Source organism: Afifella marina DSM 2698, assembly GCF_900102695.1.
GTDB lineage: Bacteria > Pseudomonadota > Alphaproteobacteria > Rhizobiales > Afifellaceae > Afifella > Afifella marina.
In genome coordinates this window covers 947,818-966,925 of the sequence record NZ_FMVW01000001.1, presented here as the reverse complement: position 1 = coordinate 966,925, position 19,108 = coordinate 947,818, and the positions used below count along the sequence as shown (strand labels likewise).

Below are 19,108 nucleotides of genomic sequence, written 5' to 3'. Positions count from 1 at the left end.
ATGACGGAAGCACCAGCATCCTACGCAACAATCGGCGGCGCGCCGGCACGTCTGCCGCCCCTCGGCAGCACGGGCTTTCTCGCCCGCCTGCACAAGCGTTATTTCGCAACGCCCTTGATGAGCATCGTTACGATCGTGCTTGCCGCGATCACCGTCTGGGCGCTTGCAGGCCTCTTCCGCTGGGCCATCTGGGACGCCGTCTGGTATGCGCCGGAGGGCGCCGCCTGCCGGGATGCGGCCGGGGCCTGCTGGGCGGTGATTGCCGAAAAATACCGTGTCATGCTCTTCGGCGCCTTCCCATACCAGGAGCAATGGCGGGGCGGCGCCATCATCGCCCTCTGGCTCGTCTGGGGTGTCTTGACGGCCACCAACCTCTTCGCCGTCTCGCTGCGCCTTATCGGCTGGCTCATCGTCTTCATCGCCACGATCGCCCTCCTGCAGGGCGGCATCTTCGGCATGCCGCATGTCGGAACGGATCTTTGGGGCGGGCTTCCCCTCACCTTCCTCATCTTCGGCGGCACCGTCGCCGGCGGTCTGCCGCTTGCCATCCTGCTCGCACTCGGACGTCGCTCGCAGCTGCCTGCCATCCGCTTCCTGTCGGTCGCCACCATCGAATGCGTGCGCGGCATTCCGCTTCTCGTCGTCCTCTTCTTCGCGGCACTCATCCTGCCGCTCTTTCTGCCCGATCAGCTCAATGTCGATAAGCTGGTGCGGGCTGAGATCGGCATGATCATCTTCTTCGCGGCCTATGCCGCAGAGGTGGTGCGCGGCGGCCTGCAGGCGCTGCCGGACGGACAGGAGGAAGCCGCCAAGGCGCTCGGCCTCAGCTACTGGCAACGCATGCGCAAAATCGTGCTGCCGCAGGCGCTCGCGATCTCCATTCCCGCGCTCTTCAACGACATCATCCGCGCCTTCAAGAACACGACCTTCTTCTCCATCCTCGGCCTCTTCGACGTGCTCGGCGCAACCAAGGCCGCCCTGCAAGATCCGAACTGGGTGCGCTACGGGCTCGAAGGCTATCTCTTCGTCTTCCTGCTCTACTTCCTCATCTGCTCCGGCATGTCGCTTTACGGCCGGTCTTTGGAACAGGCCAACGCCAGACGTGGCCGCAAGGTGGAGCGCTAACGATGACGGCTCAAAAAGACTTCGTCGTCAGCATGCAGGCGGTCAACAAATGGTTCGGCAAGCACCACGTGCTGCGCGATGTCTCGCTCGGGCTCGCGGCCGGAGAGCGCATCGTCTTGTGTGGGCCGTCAGGTTCCGGCAAATCGACACTGATCCGCTGCATCAACGGGCTCGAGGGCTTTCAGGAAGGCACACTCACCGTTTGCGGGGCGACGCTCGACGGCACACAGGAACGGCTCGCAGAGGTGCGCAGCCACACCGGCATGGTGTTCCAGAACTTCAATCTGTTTCCCCACCTCTCTGTCATGGACAATCTCACGCTCGGCGCGATCTATGCGCGCGGCGAGCCGGAAGATGCGGCGACGGAGCGAGCCAAAGGGCTGCTCGAGCGCGTCCAGCTCACCTCGCAGACATGGAAATATCCTGGTCAACTGTCCGGCGGCCAGCGTCAGCGCGTGGCGATCGCCCGTGCCCTCATGCTGGAGCCGGAAGTGATGCTCTTCGACGAGCCGACATCGGCGCTCGACCCTGAAATGGTGCACGAGGTGCTCGGCGTCATGGAGGAGCTCGCGCAATCCGGCCAGTCGATGATCGTCGTCACGCACGAGATGGGCTTTGCGCGTCGCGTCTCCGATCTTGTCGTCTTCATGGATCAGGGCGAGATCGTCGAAGCTGCCCCGCCAGAGACCTTTTTCTCCGCCCCCGCCACTGACCGCGCCCGCGGTTTCCTCGGCCAGATCTCCCACGCGACCTAGGACCTCAATGAACGATCCGAAAGCCGAAGCCGGCCTCGTCGGCGAACACCCCTCGCCCCTTTTTCTTGCCGACGGCACGCCGAACTGGCGGAAAATCCGCGGACTCTTCCCGGCGACCGAGAAGATCGCCTACCTCGATATCGCCCGCAAAGCGCTGCTGCCGGCTTTGGCCGAAGAGGCTGCTTATGAATGGTTCGCCGACATCGCGTCCTCCGAGGCCGGCCGTCATTCCTTTTCCATGGAGGGTGTGGAGGCGACGCGCCGCCAGGTCGCCACGACTTTCGGTGCCGCCCCTGAGACGATTGCGCTCGTCAAGAACACCTCCGAAGCGATCAATATCGTGGCGCAGGGCTTCGACTGGCGCGACGGCGACAATCTCGTCATCTCCGAGGCGGAACACGAGAACAACACCTTTCCGTGGCGCCCGCTCGCACATCGCGGCATCGAAGTGCGCGTCGTCCCCGCCGACCCCTCCGGAATGGTGACGACGGAAGCGCTCACGGCCGCCGTCGATGCACGCACCCGGATCCTTTCGGTTGCCTGGGTCGCCTACGGTCTCGGCCAGCGCGCCGATCTCGACGCCTTGTCGGCATTCTGCCGGGCGCAGGACATCCTTTTTGTCGTCGATGCGATCCAGGGGCTCGGCGTCCTCGACCGACGGCTCGACGATTTCGGCGCCGATGTCGTCGCCGCCGGCGGTCACAAGGCACAAATGAGCGTCACCGGTGCCGGGCTCATGTATGTCGCGCCGCGGGCGCTCAACCGTTTCCAGCCGCCCTTTGCCGCGAAATACTCTTTCGACACGCTCGACCGAACGGTTGCCGATCCCGTCTATGCGCCGGATGCGCACCGTTTCGAATATGGCAATCCGAACTTTCTCGGGCTCGCCATTCAGCGTCGCTCGGCGGAATTCATCGCCGCCATCGGCCTCCATGCGATCGAAGAACGGGTGCACGCGCTCACCGACCTCATCATCGAGGGGGCCGACCGCATCGGCGTCAAAGTGCGCACGCCCCGGGCGTGGGACGAACGCGCCGGGATCGTAAGCCTCGATCTTGGCGGCGTTTCAGCCGAACGGGTGGAGGCGGAGCTTGCCGAGGATGGCATCCGCGTTGCCGCGAAAGACGGGCATCTGCGCGCCGCCGCGCATTTCTACAACAACGAGGAGGACGTCGCGCGTCTGTTCGACCGCCTCCAGCACCATTTGAGTAAAGCCGGACAATGACTTCTGCGACCTCCGCGATCGACATCGACCTCGTCTCCGACACCGCCACCCGCCCGAGCCGCGACATGCTCGCTCGGATGATGACGGCCGAAACGGGCGACGAACAGCGTGGCGAAGACCCGACGGTTCTGCAGCTTTGCGAACGGATCGCCGACCTTCTCGGCATGGACGACGCGCTCTTTCTGCCGTCGGGGACAATGTGCAACCAGATCGCCTTCCTCGTGCATTGCCGGCCGGGCGACGAGATCATCGCGGCTGACAGCGCCCATGTCTTCGGCTCCGAAGGAGCCGGGGCTTCTGCGCTTGCTGGCGCGCAATTCCACACCATCGCCACGCCGAACGGCATCTTCGACGCTGCTGCAGTGGCGGCGCATATTCGGACACCGCGTATGCGCCGTCCGCGCAGCCGGGTTGTCGCAGTCGAGCAGACGACGAACCGGGGCGGCGGTGCGATCTGGCCGGTCGAAGAACTTGCCGCCATCGTCGCACTCGCTCGCGAACACTCGCTTGCCGTCCATATGGACGGTGCGCGCCTCTTCAACGCCGTCGTCGCCGCCAACACACCTGCGAAAGCCTTCACCGCCGGCTTCGACAGCGCCTGGGTCGATCTTTCCAAGGGCCTCGGCTGCCCGGTGGGCGGCGTCCTTGCCGGCTCGAAAGACTTCATCGCCGAAGCCTGGCATTGGAAGCACCGTCTGGGCGGTGCCATGCGCCAGTCCGGAATCCTCGCCGCTGCCGGGCTCTACGCTCTCGACCACAATATCGAGCGCCTCGCCGAGGACCACGCCAATGCCCGGCTCTTCGCCGACATCGTGCGCGGTCTCGATGGCGTGACCGTCTCGCCGGAAAATGTCGTCACCAATATCCTGTTCCTGGAGCTCGGTGCGCGGCTCGACGCCGCCGACATTGCGGCGCGGCTGAAGGAGCATGGAATCCGCATCGGCGTCGAAGATCCGCGCCGCATGCGTGTCGTCACGCATCTCGACGTGACACGCGCCGGCGTGAAGCAGGCCGCCGAGGCTTTCGTCGAGATCGTTCAAGGCATGGCTGCCTGAATCGCCTGCGTAGGCAGCTCGTTCAAAAACCCGCTCGCGCTGCTGTTGCAGGACGGGGCGCGGGCGGTTTCTAGAACGGGCTTTTCGGGCAGTAATTCTCCTGGAAATGCGCGAAGGCCTGCCGGATCTCGTCTTCGCTTGCCGCGACATAACCGAAGCGGTTGCCGTCGAAATGCTCGCAGGCATGCCCCTTCTGCGGCTCGCAGCGCTCAACATCCGCGCCGACGACATCGATTGAGATCATACCCGGCGGCGTCGGGTTCTGATCATGGCGTATCTCAAGATCGTGCGCGCCGGAAAAATCATACTTCATCGTCACGACGGTGTCGTTGCCACGGATCTTGAGGTCGTAGCGGCAGGCCGTGACCTGCTTGAGCTCGTAATCGAGCGACATCGTATAGGTCTTGTCGCCAAAAGAGCGTGAGTATTCGAAGCGCCAGACACCTTCCTTGGTCGTCGGCGTGACGGTGCGCACAGCGTCGTCCTCGTCGACGACGCGCTTCGTCTCCCCGCCCGGCCGCACACCGGCCAGCAGGAACTCCACCGTCGCCTCCGCCGATTGCGCCTGCGCGGTGCCGCTGAGGCCTGCGACCGCCAACATGGCGCAAGCCAGATGCGCGCCGCGCCGGCGGACCTGGCCCAGTCGAAGATTATGCGTAGGCATGACGCCTCCATCGTTGACGGGAAGCGGGAGCCGATCCGTCTTGCTGCGGATCCGATTACGAAGTGACGGACCGGATTGCGCTTGCCGCATATGTTTGTCCCACGAGGGATAACACGGCCGCTCATCGCATTCAGCCGGTCTTAGCGTCGCCCTTCAATCCGGGGACGTCTCATGTCCAAGGCGCCCCGATCTGGGCAGCTCGTCAGGAGCGGATGGGTGCGGGGGAAACGAAAGCCGACAGCTGACGCCTCCTCGATGAGGGCGGCGTCGGCGCGGGTCATGTCGAGACAGGGCGTCTGTGGGGGCAACACCGCTCGTCTCGACGAACCAACCCGCGCCAACCTCTTCGATCACATCGGAGGGGCCTTCGGGGACGCCCCTCCGACAAATCTCGCCGGACCGTGTCTCAGGCGTGCAGCGCCGCGCAGGTGCGGGCGATGCGGTTTGCCGCTTCCGTCAGCCTGTCGTCATCGACGGCAAAGCTCAGCCGCACATAACCCGGCGCGCCGAAAGCGGTGCCCGGAACCATTGCCACCTCACCCTCTTCCAGGATGACGCGGGTGAAGTCGGCATCGGTCTCGATCTTCGTGCCGGCGGGTGACGTCATGCCGAGGAATTTCTGGCAGCCGGCGAGGATATAAAACGCCCCCTCCGGTGCCTCGCAGGCGAGCCCGGCTTCGACCAGTTTCGGCAGAACGAGGTCGCGGCGACGGCGATAGACGGCACGGTGACTCTCAAGATGATCTTGCGGGCCTTCGAGTGCCGCGAGCGCTCCAGCCTGGCTGATCGAAGAGGCGCAGGAGGTGCTTTGCGATTGCAGCTTGCGCACTTCGCGCATCACCTCGGCCGGGCCGCCGCCATAACCGAGCCGCCAGCCGGTCATGCAATAGGCCTTGGACACGCCGTTGACGGCGACCGTGCGCTCCAGAAGCCGCGGCTCCACCGCCGCAATCGAACGGAACGAGGTCTCGCCAAAAACGATGTGCTCGTAGATGTCGTCGCTCAAAACGCCGACATGGGGATGGTCGAGAAGCACATCGGCGAGTGCACGGAGATCGGCCTCGCCATAGACCGCGCCGGTCGGGTTGCAGGGCGAGTTGAGAACGAGCCAGCGGGTCTTCTCGGTGATCGCGGCCTTGAGCGTCGCAGCCGACAGCTTGAAGCCGTCTTCTGCCCGACATTCGACGACCACGGGCGTGCCTTCTGCGATCCGCACCATGTCGGGATAGGAGACCCAATGCGGCGCCGGGATGATGACCTCGTCGCCGGCATCGAGGGTCGCCAGAAGCACGTTGAAGATCACTTGCTTGGCGCCGGTCCCGACGACGATCTGATTGGCCGCAAAGTCGAGGCCATTCTCGTCCTTGAACTTGCGGATGACGGCGGCCTTCAGTTCCGGCGTGCCATCGACATTCGTGTAACGCGTCTTGCCGGAGGCCATCGCCTCGCTGGCGGCGCGGACGATATGCGCGGGCGTATCGAAATCCGGCTCGCCCACCGAGAGATTGATGATGTCGCGGCCGGCTGCCTTGAGCTCACGCGCACGGGCGGAGGCGGCGCTGCTCGCCGAAGGCAGAACAGCTGCCATACGAGAAGAAATCTTGTTCATGGATTCTCTCTGGATGCTTGAAGAAGAAAGGCGACGGGGAGAGCGCTAGCTCGCGTCTTGCTCGCGCTTTTTTTGCTGCCTGCGCGCGAAGATCGGATAGGCGAGCGTCAAAACGATCAGCGCCATGATCGCGTAGGAGAGCGGGCTCGTGAAAAAGATCATCCAGTCGCCGCCGGAGATCTGCAGCGAACGGCGGAGATTGGTTTCCAGGATCGGACCGAGCACGAGCGCGATGACGAGCGGCGCACCGGGAATGCGCCAGCGTTCCATGAAGTAACCGAGAACGCCGAAACCAAGCACCAGCCAGACATCGAAGAGACTGTTGCGCAGCGCGTAGGAGCCGATGACGCTGAAGACGATGATCGTCGGTCCGAGGACGGCGCTCGGCACTTTGACGACGCGCGCCACCCAGGGTGCTGCGAACAAGCCCAACGCCGCGAAGGCGAGGTTCGCCAGGAAGAGCGACAAGATCAGCGTGTAGACGATCTCCGCGTGATCGGTGAAAAGCCTCGGCCCCGGCACGAGACCATGAATGGTCAATCCGCCGAGGAAGACCGCGGTGACGGCGTTGCCCGGGATGCCGAGCGTCAGCGCCGGCACGAGCGAACCGCCGGTGACGGCGTTGTTGGCCGCCTCGGGTGCGGCGACGCCCTCGATTTCACCCTTGCCGAAGGCTTCCGGCGTCTTGGAGCGCCGGCGCGCCTCGTCGTAGCTGATGAAGGCGGCGACGCTGGTGCCCGCTCCCGGGAGAATGCCGATGGCGGAGCCAATGAGAGAGGATTTGAAGAGCGTGCGCCCGCAGCGTCGGATCACCGACCAGGCGGGCAAAGTCCGGCCCTTCGTCTTGATCATATTGCCGGCGCCGATATCGGCCTCGCCCGTGCACAGCGAGATCGCCTGCGAGACGGAGAAGATGCCGATCAAGGCCGGAAGCAGCGGCACGCCTTCGAAGAGTTCGTCCTGGCCGAAGGTGAGCCGCGGATATCCGGTAAAGAGATCGAAGCCGACCGTCGCCAGCAACAGCCCCAAAGCGGCGCTGATGAAGGCCTTCGTGGGGTTGCCGCCCGAGACGCCCAGGATCGAGATCATCCCGAAGATCGTCAGATAGACGTATTCCTGCGGACCGAAGAGGAGCGCCAGACGCGACAGAGGCGGGGCGACGAAGAGGAGGACGCAGACGGAGAATACGCCGCCGACGAGGGAGGCAACCAGCGCCATACCGATCGCCTGCGCCCCCTCCCCGCGTTGAGCCATCGGATAACCATCGAAGGTCGTGGCGATAGAAGCGTCGGTGCCGGGCGTTCGCAACAAAATCGCGGTGATCGACCCGCCGAAAACCGAGCTCGTATAGATCGCTCCGAGGAGCACGAGCGCGTTCGCCGGGTCCATGCCGAAGGTGATGGGAATGCAGAGCGCAACGCCCATCGTTGAGGACAGGCCCGGCAACGCACCTACGAACAGCCCGACCACGGTGCCGATCCCTAAGACGAGCAGGGTCGAGGGCTCAAAAATATTGGCGGCTGCCGCGAGGATCGCTTCCATACGCTCAGTTCCGTCGGGATCAGGGGATTAAAGATAAGGGGCGAGCGGCCCGACCGGCGTCGGAACCGCAAGAAGCAGCGAGAAGATGACGTAGATCAGCCCGGTCATGGCAACGGCCACGGCAAGTCCTGCCGGTCGGCTCAACTCCGAACGAAGCGCGAAGAAGACGGCGAGATAGAGAAAGGTCGCCGGATAGAAGCCGATCCACGGCATCGCCAAGGCGAAAAGCGCCGTCAGGACAACCACTTCCACGAGCGGCAACCAGATCCGCTTCGGTGCTTCGTCGGTTTCAGAGCCTTCCTGTGCGACCTCGTCTTGCGCCTTGCGCGTACGCAGGCTCGACACGAAGAGAACGGCACCGCCGAGAAAGAGCGCAGAGCTCATCAACAAAGGAAAGAGCGCGGCGCCTCGCTTGAGGCCGTAGACGTCCCAGGCGGCGAAGGCTGCGACCGCCATGACGGCGATCGCTATCCATGTATCGCGTTTCATTGCGCCTGAAATCGCCAGGAGCTTACTGCCACGGGCTTTCGGCCCAGAGCTTCTTATAGCCCTCGTCCTGCTCCTGCATGAAGGCGCGATAATCGTCACCCACGAGGACGTCGAGAGGCATGTTGAGCTTCTTCAGGTCAGCCTGGAAGTCCGGATCTTCGGTCACCTTCACCATCGCATTGCGAAGCTTGGAGAGCGCATCCTCGTCCATGCCCTTCGGTCCGCCGAGGCCACGCGAGGAGGAAGCGACGATGTTGTAGCCGAGTTCCTTGCCGGTCGGGGTGTCCGGCAGATCCGCATTGCGCTTGGAATCCCACACAACGAGCGGCTTCAGCTGACCGTCCTCGACGAGTTCCACCTGCTCTGAGACGTTGCCTTCGATGGCATCGATATGGCCGCCCATAAGCGCGGCTTTGGCCTCGGCATCGCCGTTGAAGGCAACCAGATTGAATTCGACGTCGGCTTCACTTTCCAGCTGCAGAACCGCCAGATGATCGCCACCGCCGACGCCTTCGTGGCTGACGGTGAGCGTCTTTTCCTTCGCGGCTGCAAGGAAATCCTCGAGAGAGGCGTAATCTGAGGTGCCGGCCACCGCAAGCACACCCGGATCGGTCACGATATTGGCGACGTAATCGAAGGTGTCGATGTTGAAGGTCACGTCAGGACGCACGATCGGGCTCGTCAGAATGCCCGAATTGATCCAGCCGATCGTGTAGCCGTCGGGCTTGGCGCTGGCGATCGCCGCAAAGCCGATCTGGCCGCCGGCGCCCGGGCGGTTCACGACCACCATCGGCTGGCCCAGATACTTCTCGCCATATTCGGCGACGAGACGCGCGAGAACATCGGTGCTGCCGCCCGCACCGTAAGGCACGATCATCTCGACCGGCTTCTCAGGATATTCCGCGTAGGAGGGAGAGGCAAAAATGGCGAGCGAGGAGGCCGCGAGGGCCAAGGCCGCCAGACTGGACTTGAGGTGCATAAGAGTTCCTTTCCTCTTGAATATGCTCAGGGACGACCGCTTTTGCGGATCTTTTTGCGCCGGAGGAGATCTTCGATCACTTCCAGCGGGGCTTGGGAGGCGAGCGCAGCTTCCTGATCGCGCTCGAGCTGTTCGATATCCTCGATCTCGACGAGAACGGCGTCGATGAAATCCTGCGGAATGACGACGACACCGTCGGCATCGGCGACGAGATAATCACCGGGGCAGACGCGGGTGCCGGCGCATTCCACCGGCACATCGACATCGACGAGGACGATTGCCGGGGGGCGGGCCGAGATGCCGCGCGTGAAGACGGGGAAGTCCATTTCCCGGATGAGGCTCGCGTCACGCGCCAGAGAATCGGAAACGATGCCGCCAAGCCCCTGGAAGAAGGCTGCATGAGCCACGTTCTCGCCGAGGATCCAGGTGTTGGCACATCCTGTATCGAGCACGAGAATACGCCCCTCAGGCGTGCTGCGGATGGCGGAATAGATATTCGTTTTGGCTTTGGCCGCGCCGGTCTTCGGAGCGTATTTGACGGTGCGGGCACGCCCGACCAGTCGGTTCGCTTCGCCGAGCGGGAGGACGCCGTCCATCCAGCCGCTCAGGCCGAGACGAACGAGTGCGTCGGTGACTGCGCCCGACTCCACATTGCGCAGGCGCTCTAGGATTTCCACTTCGGTCCAGCTGCTTTCCGTCATTTTCCGGTTATCGCCTCTCACATCGTCATGGGAGCGTCTTTGCTCCTCATTATTAGCGTAATTCCATCCTGAAATAGTGTTTGGGCAGCTTGCAAATATCGTCTTGCCATGCTCCGATAACCTGTAGTTATTGGATGCATTCATGAACTTTCGGCAGATCGAGGTCTTCCGTGCGGTGATCGAGGCTGGTTCGATGACCGGGGCTGCGGCGGCGCTCAACATCTCACAACCTGGCGTCACGAAGACGATCGCCGCCCTGGAAGCTTCCTGCGGCTATCCCCTGTTCACCCGCAGCGCCGGGCGTATCACGCCGACACCGGAAGCCCGGCAGCTGCATCAGACCACCGAGCGCGTCTTTGTCGGCATCGACGAGATCAAGCGCGCCTCATCGAATATCCGCGACCGGGTGGCGGGCCATCTGGCGATCGCCTCCTTTCCGGCGCTCGCCTCCCGCTATCTGCCGAGAGTCCTGTCGAGCTTCCTGCATGATCGCGGGGGCGTGAAACTCTCCCTGCAGGGGACCGCTTCGCGGCAGGTCATTCTCGCGGCCGCGGCACAGCAAATCGATGTGGGCATCTCGATCCTGCAATCCGACGATGCCGCGATCGAAACGGAACATCTCCACCGCCTCGAGCGCGTCTGTGTGCTGCCGGCCGGCCATCGCCTCGCCTCTGCGGAGCGCATTCGTCTCTACGATCTGCGCAACGAGCCCTTCATCTCGCTCGACGCTTTCGATCCGGAGCGCCTCGCGATCGAAAAGATGTTTTCAGATCTCGGCGTCGGGCGTCACGACCAGATCGAAACGCGCCATTCCGACAGCGCCTGCGCCTTCGTCGCCAATGGGCTCGGCACGACCATCGTCGATCCGTTCACCCCGCTCGCTTTCGGCGACGCGGTCGTTGCGCGGCCGCTCACGCCGCCGGTCTATCTCAACGTCTGGACGCTGTGGCCGAGGCACCGCATCCGCTCCAAGCTCGCCATCGAATTCGTGCAGACGCTGCGCCGCTCGCTTCAGACGCATACGCCCGGGAGCTTGTGAGGCGGCAACCCCTCACATGCCGTGGCGTCGGCTGTAGGCGTTCGGCTCGGCCGGCCGCCATCCATGCGGCTTGTTCGCGGGCGCGTAGACTTCAACAAGAAGCGGATGGCAGGTCGCGGCATCGCTTGAATGCTCGCTTGCACAATCGCCACCCGGGCAGGCGGAAAGCGCCCCAAGCAGGTCGATCTCGGCGAAGAATTCCAGATAATCGCCAGGCCGCACCGGCGTCGCCTTCATGAAATACTGCCCGGTGTCGCGCGTGAAGCCCGTGCACATGAAGACATTGAGGACGTCATGCACATGCCGCTCCGCCTCATCCATTCCGATTCCGGCCGCTTGCGCGAGTGCACGGATGAGATTGGAATGGCAGCAGAAATGATAGTCGCCGCCGGACAAAAGCCGGTTGGTATAAGGGTCACAGCGCGTGCCGATGACATCATGGACGGACCCGCCGAAGCGGTCGAAGCCATACCAGTCGAGCGTGTCGTCGGTGATCGTCGCCATCGGCCGCAGAAACGGCAGGCAGGACCAAAGCCGATCGCCGGTCGACAAATGCGTGCCGTGGAGCGCGCGCGTCTTGCCGGAATAGAAGCGCTCGGTGAGATCCGCTTCGTGCCAGAGGTTGAGATCGCCGACCTGCGGGCCCTCGACCGAAACGATGCGAAAGAAATGCCCGGCCGGCACGCGGAATGTGCGGGCATCGCGCGGCGGCACCAGCGTTTCTGCAATTTTTCTCCAGCCGTCCCGCGCCGCGCGATAGGCCGTGAGATCGACGGCCGGTAAAGTCGCCGTCGGATAGCAGATCACCGGTTCGACATCCCGGCGCGCCACGGCATCATCCGGTGCCGCATGCTCTGGCTCGTTCAGCTTCATCGCATCCTCATCGTCAGAGAAGTCCCACCGCGCTCCGAGTTTCTCCAATTATCCCCGTCGCATCCGCCGCGATTAGCTTGGACGTCCTTCGGGCTCAGGCCAACCCAGGGATGGCGACGATGGACACAGAAAATCTCTCTCTTCCGACGATCCTTTCCGCACAAGCACAGAAGCATGTCACACACAACGAAGCGCTCAGGATGCTCGATGCGCTGGTACAGCTCGCCGTAACCCGCGGGGATCTCACGGCCCCGCCGGCCGATCCGTTGCCGGGCGCCCGCTATATCGTGGCGGCAGGAGCCGAAGGCACCTGGTCGGGCCACGACAACGAAATCGCCGCGTTCCAGGATGGCGCGTGGACATTCTATACGCCCAGGCCCGGTTTCCTCGCTCTTTCGATCAACGAGATGCTGCCGCTCGTCTTCGATGGCGTTGCATGGGTGGCGTTCACGGCCAACCCGCCCGACAGCCTGCCCTCTCTCGGCATCAATACGGGTTCGGAGATCAGCAACCGCCTCGCCGTCAAATCCGACGCCATTCTCTTCAGCCACGACGACGTGACCCCGGGCAGCGGCGACATGCGCGTCGCCCTCAACAAGGCGACCGCGGGAAGCGACGCCGGCTTCACCTTCCAGAGCGATTATTCGGCACGGGCGCTCTTCGGGCTTTTGGGCACAGACGATCTCACACTCAAAGTCTCGCTTGACGGGTCGAGCTACCGCACCGGCTTCGTCGTCGATCGCGCAAGCGGCGCCGTCACCATGCCGGCGAATGCCCGTTTCAGCGCCTACCTGAACTACGGGCAGAATTATGCGGCGGGCGCCTGGCGGGACATGTTCTTCAACAATTTCCGTCACAACGATCAGCTCGCCGCCTCCGTCGCGAGCAACGTCCTGACCTTCACGGCCCCAAGCGACGGGATCTATCTGTTCGGGCTCGCAGGCACCTTCGAGGCGGGCGCGGGCACACCCTCGAAACTGCAGGTCGGGCTCTCCGTCAACGGCACGTCACCGGCCGCCGACACGATCGGCACGACGGGCGATGCCACCTTTGTCTCCGGAGAAACTCAGGTGCAGGTGAGCGCCCTCCTCAAGCTTGCCGCCGGCGATACGATCAACCCGAGGATTTTTCCCACCGGCGCGGCCGCACGTATCCTTGCCAACGAGAATTTCTTCTGGGGGACGCGGCTTCCCTGAACCGCCGCCCAGTCGGGAGAAGCGCGTTGGCAGACATTCGCCGGCCGGGGATCGTCAATACTCGCGACTCGATGTCTTGTGTGCCCGTCGCCGGCGTGTACCATCGCACAAATGACACACTCTGCCTCGTCCGCACGCGCCCAACCTCTCGACCATGGCGTCGGGGACGGCTTTGCAAACCTCCTCAGATCCTGGCGCGAGGCGGGGGATGCGCGGGTGCCGATCGTCATGGGCATCGTCAACGTGACGCCCGATTCCTTCTCCGACGGCGGGCAATTCTTTCGCACCGAAGCCGCGATCGAGCACGGACTGAGACTTCATGACGAAGGCGCCGTGATCCTCGACGTGGGTGGAGAATCGACCCGCGCCAATGCTGAACCGGTCGCGGCGGACGAAGAGATCCGGCGCATCCTCCCCGTGATCGAGGCGCTGACCGCAAACGGCATCCTCGTTTCCGTCGACACCATGAAGGCCGAAGTCGCCAGGGCCGCAATTTCGGTCGGCGCGCAAATTCTCAACGATGTGCGCGGCCTTCTCGGCGATCCGGAGATGGCGGCGGTCGCCGCACGCAGCGGTGCCGGCGTCATTGCCATGCACAATCAGGGCGTCTTCGGCTCTGCCAAGCCAATGGAGATCGATCCGGTCGCAGGCTGCATCGCCTTCTTCCGGCGCGCCCTGGACGTGGCACGCAAGGCAGGCGTTGCCGAAGACAGGATCGTCCTCGATCCGGGCTTCGGCTTCGGCAAATCGCCGGAGCAGAACCTTCAGCTTCTTGCGCGTTTCGGCGAATTGGAGACGCTGGGTCTGCCGCTCCTCGCCGGCACCTCGCGCAAATCTTTCATCGCCAAGATCGCCGGTGCCGACGACACCGACCGGCTTGCCGGAACGCTTGCCACCAATGTCGTGGCGGCGCTGGCGGGTGCTGCGATCGTGCGCGTTCACGATGTGACGGAGCATGTGGCGGCGATGCGCATCGCCGCCGCCATTCGCGGAGCCGACACCAGCAAATGACCTAGCCGACGGCGGCCAGCCTTTCCCGCTTCTCCCGCCAGGCGACGATCCGTTCGACGGCCGCGCGCAACGTTTCCTCGCGCTTGGCGAAGCAGAAGCGGATGTGCGAGCGCATATCGCCTTTGCCGTAGAAGGCGGAGAGCGGCACGGCGGTCACGCCCGCCTCAAAGGTCATCGCCCGGCAGAAGGCGACATCGTCGGACTTCGCCTCGCCGGTCGCTGCGATGGCGAAATAGGTCGCCTCGACATTCTCGACATCGAAACCGGCGGCACGCAGACCACCGACCAGAAGATCACGACGCCCCTGAAGCTCGGCGCGCAGCCCGTCGAAATAGGCGTCCGGCAGATTGAGCCCGAAGGCAACGGCGGCCTGCAGCGCCGGCGGCGTCGTGAAGGTCACGAATTGATGCGCCCGCATGATCGGCTTCAACAGCGCCTCGCAGGCGGTGATGTAGCCGACTTTCCAGCCCGTGACCGAAAACGTTTTGCCGGCGGAGCCGATGCGCACCACCCGGTCGCGCACCTCCGGCAGGGCAAAGAGCGTGCGGTGCTGCCGGCCGTCGAAGACGAGATGCTCGTAGACCTCGTCGCAGATCGCCACGAGATCGTGTTTCAGCATGAGATCGGCGAGGAAGCGCAATTCCTCATCGTCCAGGATTCGCCCGATCGGATTCCACGGCGTGTTGAGAATGAAGGCGCGCGTCTTCGGCGTGATCGCGGCTTCGAGGCGCTCAAACGGCACCCCCCAGTCGGGCGGGGCGATGCGCACCGGCACGGGCACCGCACCGGCCCGGCGGATGATCGGCTGATAGCTGTCATAGGCGGGCTCGAAGACGATCACCTCGTCGCCCGGCTCCAGGAGACCGAAGAAGGCATCCGCCAGAGCTTCGGTCGCGCCGGAGGTGACGAGCACCTCCTTTTCCCAGTCGACGTCGAGGCCGAGAAAGCGCCTGGCATTTTCTGCCACCGCCTGGCGCAGAGCCGGCAGGCCGGCCATCGGCGGATATTGGTGCGGGCCTGAGCGCAGGGCGGCAATTGCGGCCTCGACCACCTCCTCCGGCTCGAGGCCTTCCGGGAAGCCCTGACCGAGATTGATGGCGCCGGCCTCGGCGGCCATGCGCGACATGGTTTCAAAGATGGTGGTGTCGAGCGCACCGAAGATGGAATTTGCCATTGATTGTCCGCCTGGCTGCGAAGGAGGTTGCGGCGGGATGCCCACCAGCAGCGCATCGCTCCTTCTAATTGCCTGAGGCTGATCAAGAAAGAGCGCCCACGCCGCACTTTTGGCGCGAGGGGATGCGCGCCTCACGCGCAGAGGCTGATCCTCTCCAAGGCTTGGATGCGCCCCTCAGCCGCAGAAATCTGGGCTCCTGGCATTGAACAAAAGCCCGTCCCGACCGTTCGTCCTCCGTATCATTCGAAGGGCAAAGCCCGACACCCGTGGAGAAGCATTCATGAGAATCAAACTCGCCGCCATGTCCTCTGCCGCCTTCTTGCTGGCGACTGGCCTCGCGTTTGCGCAAGGCGCCTGGGTCGAGGTCGACGACGACGATATGGCCGTCAACATCCCGGTCGATCCCCCGACCTATACGGTCGGAGATCTCGACGACATGGAGATCGTGGGTCAGGACGGCGAGGAGATCGGCGACGTGGATGAGATTCTCGCCTCCGGCGACGGATCCTCCATGGCGGTCGTTACGGATGTCGGCGGCTTCCTCGGGATAGGCCAGCGCAATGTCGTCATCCCGCTCACCGACGCCCGCATCCACAACGACAAGATCATCATCAACATGACGAAGGACCAGATCGAGTCCCTCGACGAATGGTCGAAATAAGCCTGAGATAGGCTATGATCCGGTTCCGCGGCGGCGATGTGCCCGCCGCGGAGCAGCGCCCACTTCTCTCATCGACCGGTGAGCCGACGAGGACCGGTGAGCAGACGAGAAAGCGGGTATATGTCTTGGCGAAGGCCGCGCCCAAGCAAATTTCGGGTACCCTCGGGCGGCGGCCGGCTGTAAGCAGCGCGCAGCAATGCTCGACGCCACTCCCCTTTTGCGCATCTATGCGCGCCACCGTCTTTCTCAGCTTTCGCGGCAACATCCGGACGAGGTCCAGGGCCGGCAATTGCTCGCGCTCACACGCCATGCCCGCGAGACACGTCTCGGTCAGGCCCACAGCTTTGACGAGATCCGGTCGGTTGAAGATTTTCAGGCCCGCGTGCCGCTCCGCCGCTATGAGGATTTCTGGACCGAATACTGGCAGGCGGCATTTCCCGTTCTCAAAGGCCTGACCTGGCCAGACCAGATCGCAAACCTCGCCGTGACGTCCGGAACGTCGACGGGGCGCGTCAAATATATCCCAATCAGCCAGCAGATGGCGCGCTCCAACAACCGCGCCGCCGTCGATCTCCTCGTCCACCACGTCGCTCATCGGCCGCAGAGCCGCGTCATGGCTGGCAAGAACTTCATGCTCGGCGGGACGACGGCCCTCAAAGACCATGGCAGCGGTGTCGTGAGCGGCGATCTCTCCGGTATTGCCCGCCTCGAAGTGCCGCCGCTTCTGGCAGGCTTCGTCTTTCCCGATCCGGAGTTGGCACGCGAAACCGACTGGGCACGCAAGGCCGAGGCGATGGCGCGCGCATCGCTGTCGGAACCAATCCGTAGCATCGCCAGCATCCCGAGCTGGATGCTTCTCTTCTTTGAGGAACTCGCCAAAATCACGGGCAAGAGGCGGCTCGTCGACATCTATCCGGGCCTTGAGCTCGTCAGCCATGGCGGCGTGGATTTTGGCCCTTACCGGGAAGCCTTTGCCGAATGGATGGAGGGTAGCCATGCGGAGCTGCGCGAGGTCTATCCGGCAAGCGAAGGTTTTATCGCGCTTGCCGACGAAGCCCCGGGGGACGGTCTCCGCCTCTTCCTCGACAACGGCCTCTTCTTCGAGTTCGTGCCGGTGGAGGAGCTTGGGCGCCCCGATCCCACACGGCATTGGATCGGAAACGCCGAGATCGGGCGCAACTATGCGCTCGTTCTTTCCAACAATGCGGGACTTTGGGCCTACATCCTCGGCGATACGGTTCGCCTCGTCTCGCTCGATCCGCCGCGCATCAAAGTCACGGGGCGCATCTCTGAGTATCTGTCGGCCTTCGGCGAGCATCTGACGCCCGAAGAAATCGCCAAGGCACTCCTCGGTGCCGCGGCCAATGCCGGATTGCAGATCAGCGATTATTCCGTCGGTCCGGTTTTTCCCTCACGCGGCAACGCCTCACGCGGGCGCCACGTCTACGTCATCGAATTCCGCGGCCGGCAGCCTTCGGAAGCCGAGCTTGAGAGCTTTGCGGCCGAGTTCGACTACACGCTCATCCTGAACAACGACGATTACGATTCACACCGCCAGGGCGATTTCGGCATGGACGCGCCGGAGGTGATCGCCGTTGCCCCCGGCACCTTCGCGGAGTGGATGCGTCGCCGCGGCCGGTTCGGCGGCCAGAACAAGGTGCCGCGCATCATCAACGATCCGGAGATCCTCACGAGCCTCGTAGGCCTCGCCCGCGAGAGCAAGGTCGCCCACCGGCGCTGAGCGGCTTGCATACCCGCCGGACGGGAACCACAGCGGCGCTCATCCATTCATGGCGAGCCGGGCATTCATTGCGAACCAGCCTTCAAAGCGAGCCGGGCGTCGATTGCGATCCGGCGGTGATCGCGCGCGCCCGCAATCCAGGTCATTGACGATGAAGCTCTTCTCCTGCCCCGTCTGTTCACAGATCCTCTTTTTCGAGAACACGATCTGCGAGCGCTGTCGTTCCACGCTCGGCTACGAACCTTATTCCAACGCCATGTTGGCGCTCGAAGATCGCGACGGCGATTTCGAGGCGGTCGGGGACGGCGCGCCAGAGGGACGCTGGAGATATTGCGCCAACGCGGCTTTCGGCGTCTGCAATTGGCTGCTCCCGGCCGACAGCGGCGAGACATTCTGCGCGGCCTGCCGCCACAATCTCACCGTTCCCGATCTGTCGAGGGTGGAGAATCTCGCGTTATGGCGACGGATGGAGGCAGCCAAGCACCGCATGATCTATACGGCCATGCGGCTTCGCCTGCCGCTTTTGACGCGCGCAGAGCATCCGGAAGGTCTCGGCTTCGCTTTTCTCGCCGACACGCCAGATGCCGATGCGCCGGTCATGACCGGCCACGACAATGGCGAGATCACCATCGCGCTTGCCGAAGCGGACGATGCCGAGCGCGAACGCCGCCGCGTCGTCATGGGAGAACCCTATCGCACGCTCCTCGGCCATTTCCGCCACGAGGTCGGGCACTGGTATTGGGACCGACTGGTGCGAGACGGCAATACTTTGGAGGCCTGCCGCGCCATCTTCGGCGACGACCGCGCCGATTACGGCCAAGCACTCAAGATCCATTACGCCCGGGGCCCTCGTCCCGACTGGCAGGATTATTTCGTCTCCGCCTATGCCGGCGCTCACCCCTGGGAGGATTTCGCGGAGACCTGGGCGCATTACTTCCATCTCGTCGACACAGTTGAAACCGCCTCACATTGGGGGATCTCGACGGCGCCTTCAGTCGATGCCGACGGGCATCTGTCGGTCACGGTCGATTTCGACGTTTTCGCCGACGACGTCGCCATCACCACGATCATGGAGGCGGGGCATGCCGTCACGGCGGCACTCAACGCCTTCAACCGGGCAATGGGCCTGCAGGATCTCTACCCGTTCGTGCTCTCGCCCACGGTCATCGGCAAGCTCGGCTTCATCCACGACCTCGTGCATGGCCGGGCGGGCGACGTCGCCCATTGAACCTCATGGTTATCAGAAGGTTAACGGGAGATCTGCACATC

Annotated in this window: 18 protein-coding genes; 10 read left to right on the top strand and 8 right to left on the bottom strand. The window is 63.7% G+C overall.

The window, feature by feature from the left end:
• From BLP76_RS04530 to BLP76_RS04515, 4 genes are read left to right on the top strand one after another with little or no spacing between them, the layout of a single operon-like run.
• Positions 1 to 1,125 (top strand): amino acid ABC transporter permease, encoded by a 1,125-nt coding sequence (locus BLP76_RS04530; protein WP_092809898.1) that lies wholly within the window; start codon positions 1 to 3, stop codon positions 1,123 to 1,125.
• A gap of 2 nt (positions 1,126 to 1,127) precedes the next feature.
• Positions 1,128 to 1,880: an amino acid ABC transporter ATP-binding protein gene (locus BLP76_RS04525; protein WP_092809897.1), complete on the top strand. Its 753-nt coding sequence runs from the start codon at positions 1,128 to 1,130 to the stop codon at positions 1,878 to 1,880.
• A gap of 7 nt (positions 1,881 to 1,887) precedes the next feature.
• Positions 1,888 to 3,105 (top strand): aminotransferase class V-fold PLP-dependent enzyme, encoded by a 1,218-nt coding sequence (locus BLP76_RS04520; protein WP_092809896.1) that lies wholly within the window; start codon positions 1,888 to 1,890, stop codon positions 3,103 to 3,105.
• Positions 3,102 to 4,160: a threonine aldolase family protein gene (locus BLP76_RS04515; protein ID WP_092809895.1), complete on the top strand. Its 1,059-nt coding sequence runs from the start codon at positions 3,102 to 3,104 to the stop codon at positions 4,158 to 4,160. The genes BLP76_RS04520 and BLP76_RS04515 overlap by 4 nt, the downstream gene beginning before the upstream one ends.
• A gap of 70 nt (positions 4,161 to 4,230) precedes the next feature.
• Here BLP76_RS04515 and BLP76_RS04510 read toward each other — a convergent pair whose 3' ends face one another.
• The 6 genes from BLP76_RS04510 to BLP76_RS04485 form a co-directional block, all read right to left on the bottom strand.
• Complete coding sequence (locus BLP76_RS04510) at positions 4,231 to 4,824, bottom strand: hypothetical protein (RefSeq protein ID WP_139163684.1); 594 nt, start codon at positions 4,822 to 4,824, stop codon at positions 4,231 to 4,233.
• A 406-nt stretch (positions 4,825 to 5,230) separates the two neighbouring features.
• Positions 5,231 to 6,433 (bottom strand): pyridoxal phosphate-dependent aminotransferase, encoded by a 1,203-nt coding sequence (locus BLP76_RS04505; RefSeq protein WP_092809893.1) that lies wholly within the window; start codon positions 6,431 to 6,433, stop codon positions 5,231 to 5,233.
• A gap of 45 nt (positions 6,434 to 6,478) precedes the next feature.
• Positions 6,479 to 7,975, bottom strand: coding sequence for a tripartite tricarboxylate transporter permease (locus BLP76_RS04500; protein WP_092809892.1), 1,497 nt, complete (start codon positions 7,973 to 7,975; stop codon positions 6,479 to 6,481).
• Positions 7,976 to 8,002: 27 nt separating this feature from the next.
• Positions 8,003 to 8,464, bottom strand: a complete 462-nt coding sequence (locus BLP76_RS04495) for a tripartite tricarboxylate transporter TctB family protein (RefSeq protein WP_092809891.1) — start codon at positions 8,462 to 8,464, stop codon at positions 8,003 to 8,005.
• A gap of 22 nt (positions 8,465 to 8,486) precedes the next feature.
• Positions 8,487 to 9,443 carry a tripartite tricarboxylate transporter substrate binding protein gene (locus tag BLP76_RS04490; RefSeq protein ID WP_092809890.1) on the bottom strand — a complete coding sequence of 319 codons (957 nt, stop codon included), beginning with the start codon at positions 9,441 to 9,443 and terminating at the stop codon, positions 8,487 to 8,489.
• A 26-nt stretch (positions 9,444 to 9,469) separates the two neighbouring features.
• On the bottom strand, positions 9,470 to 10,144 hold the full coding sequence (locus tag BLP76_RS04485) for an RraA family protein (protein ID WP_170130381.1): 675 nt from the start codon (positions 10,142 to 10,144) through the stop codon (positions 9,470 to 9,472).
• Between the two features lie 142 nt (positions 10,145 to 10,286).
• On the opposite strand from BLP76_RS04485, the gene BLP76_RS04480 reads away from it, so the two are divergent.
• The gene (locus tag BLP76_RS04480) at positions 10,287 to 11,183 is read left to right on the top strand and encodes a LysR substrate-binding domain-containing protein (RefSeq protein WP_092809888.1); all 897 of its coding nucleotides are present in this window, start codon (positions 10,287 to 10,289) and stop codon (positions 11,181 to 11,183) included.
• Positions 11,184 to 11,195: 12 nt separating this feature from the next.
• Here BLP76_RS04480 and BLP76_RS04475 read toward each other — a convergent pair whose 3' ends face one another.
• Complete coding sequence (locus BLP76_RS04475) at positions 11,196 to 12,056, bottom strand: urea carboxylase-associated family protein (RefSeq protein ID WP_092809887.1); 861 nt, start codon at positions 12,054 to 12,056, stop codon at positions 11,196 to 11,198.
• 119 nt (positions 12,057 to 12,175) lie between these two features.
• On the opposite strand from BLP76_RS04475, the gene BLP76_RS04470 reads away from it, so the two are divergent.
• On the top strand, positions 12,176 to 13,252 hold the full coding sequence (locus BLP76_RS04470) for a DUF2793 domain-containing protein (RefSeq protein ID WP_170130382.1): 1,077 nt from the start codon (positions 12,176 to 12,178) through the stop codon (positions 13,250 to 13,252).
• Between the two features lie 111 nt (positions 13,253 to 13,363).
• Entirely contained in the window at positions 13,364 to 14,263 is a 900-nt protein-coding gene (gene folP / locus BLP76_RS04465) for a dihydropteroate synthase (protein ID WP_092809885.1), read from the top strand.
• A gap of 1 nt (position 14,264) precedes the next feature.
• On the opposite strand, the gene BLP76_RS04460 is transcribed toward folP, so the two are convergent.
• Positions 14,265 to 15,437 carry an aminotransferase gene (locus BLP76_RS04460; RefSeq protein WP_092809884.1) on the bottom strand — a complete coding sequence of 391 codons (1,173 nt, stop codon included), beginning with the start codon at positions 15,435 to 15,437 and terminating at the stop codon, positions 14,265 to 14,267.
• A gap of 280 nt (positions 15,438 to 15,717) precedes the next feature.
• On the opposite strand from BLP76_RS04460, the gene BLP76_RS04455 reads away from it, so the two are divergent.
• The 3 genes from BLP76_RS04455 (at position 15,718) to BLP76_RS04445 (ending at position 19,067) form a co-directional block, all read left to right on the top strand.
• Entirely contained in the window at positions 15,718 to 16,098 is a 381-nt protein-coding gene (locus BLP76_RS04455; protein WP_092809883.1) for a PRC-barrel domain-containing protein, read from the top strand.
• Positions 16,099 to 16,294: 196 nt separating this feature from the next.
• Positions 16,295 to 17,839 (top strand): GH3 family acyl-acid amido synthetase, encoded by a 1,545-nt coding sequence (locus BLP76_RS04450; protein ID WP_092809882.1) that lies wholly within the window; start codon positions 16,295 to 16,297, stop codon positions 17,837 to 17,839.
• Positions 17,840 to 17,990: 151 nt separating this feature from the next.
• The gene (locus tag BLP76_RS04445; protein WP_092809881.1) at positions 17,991 to 19,067 is read left to right on the top strand and encodes a zinc-binding metallopeptidase family protein; all 1,077 of its coding nucleotides are present in this window, start codon (positions 17,991 to 17,993) and stop codon (positions 19,065 to 19,067) included.
• The last annotated feature ends 41 nt before the right edge of the window (positions 19,068 to 19,108 follow it).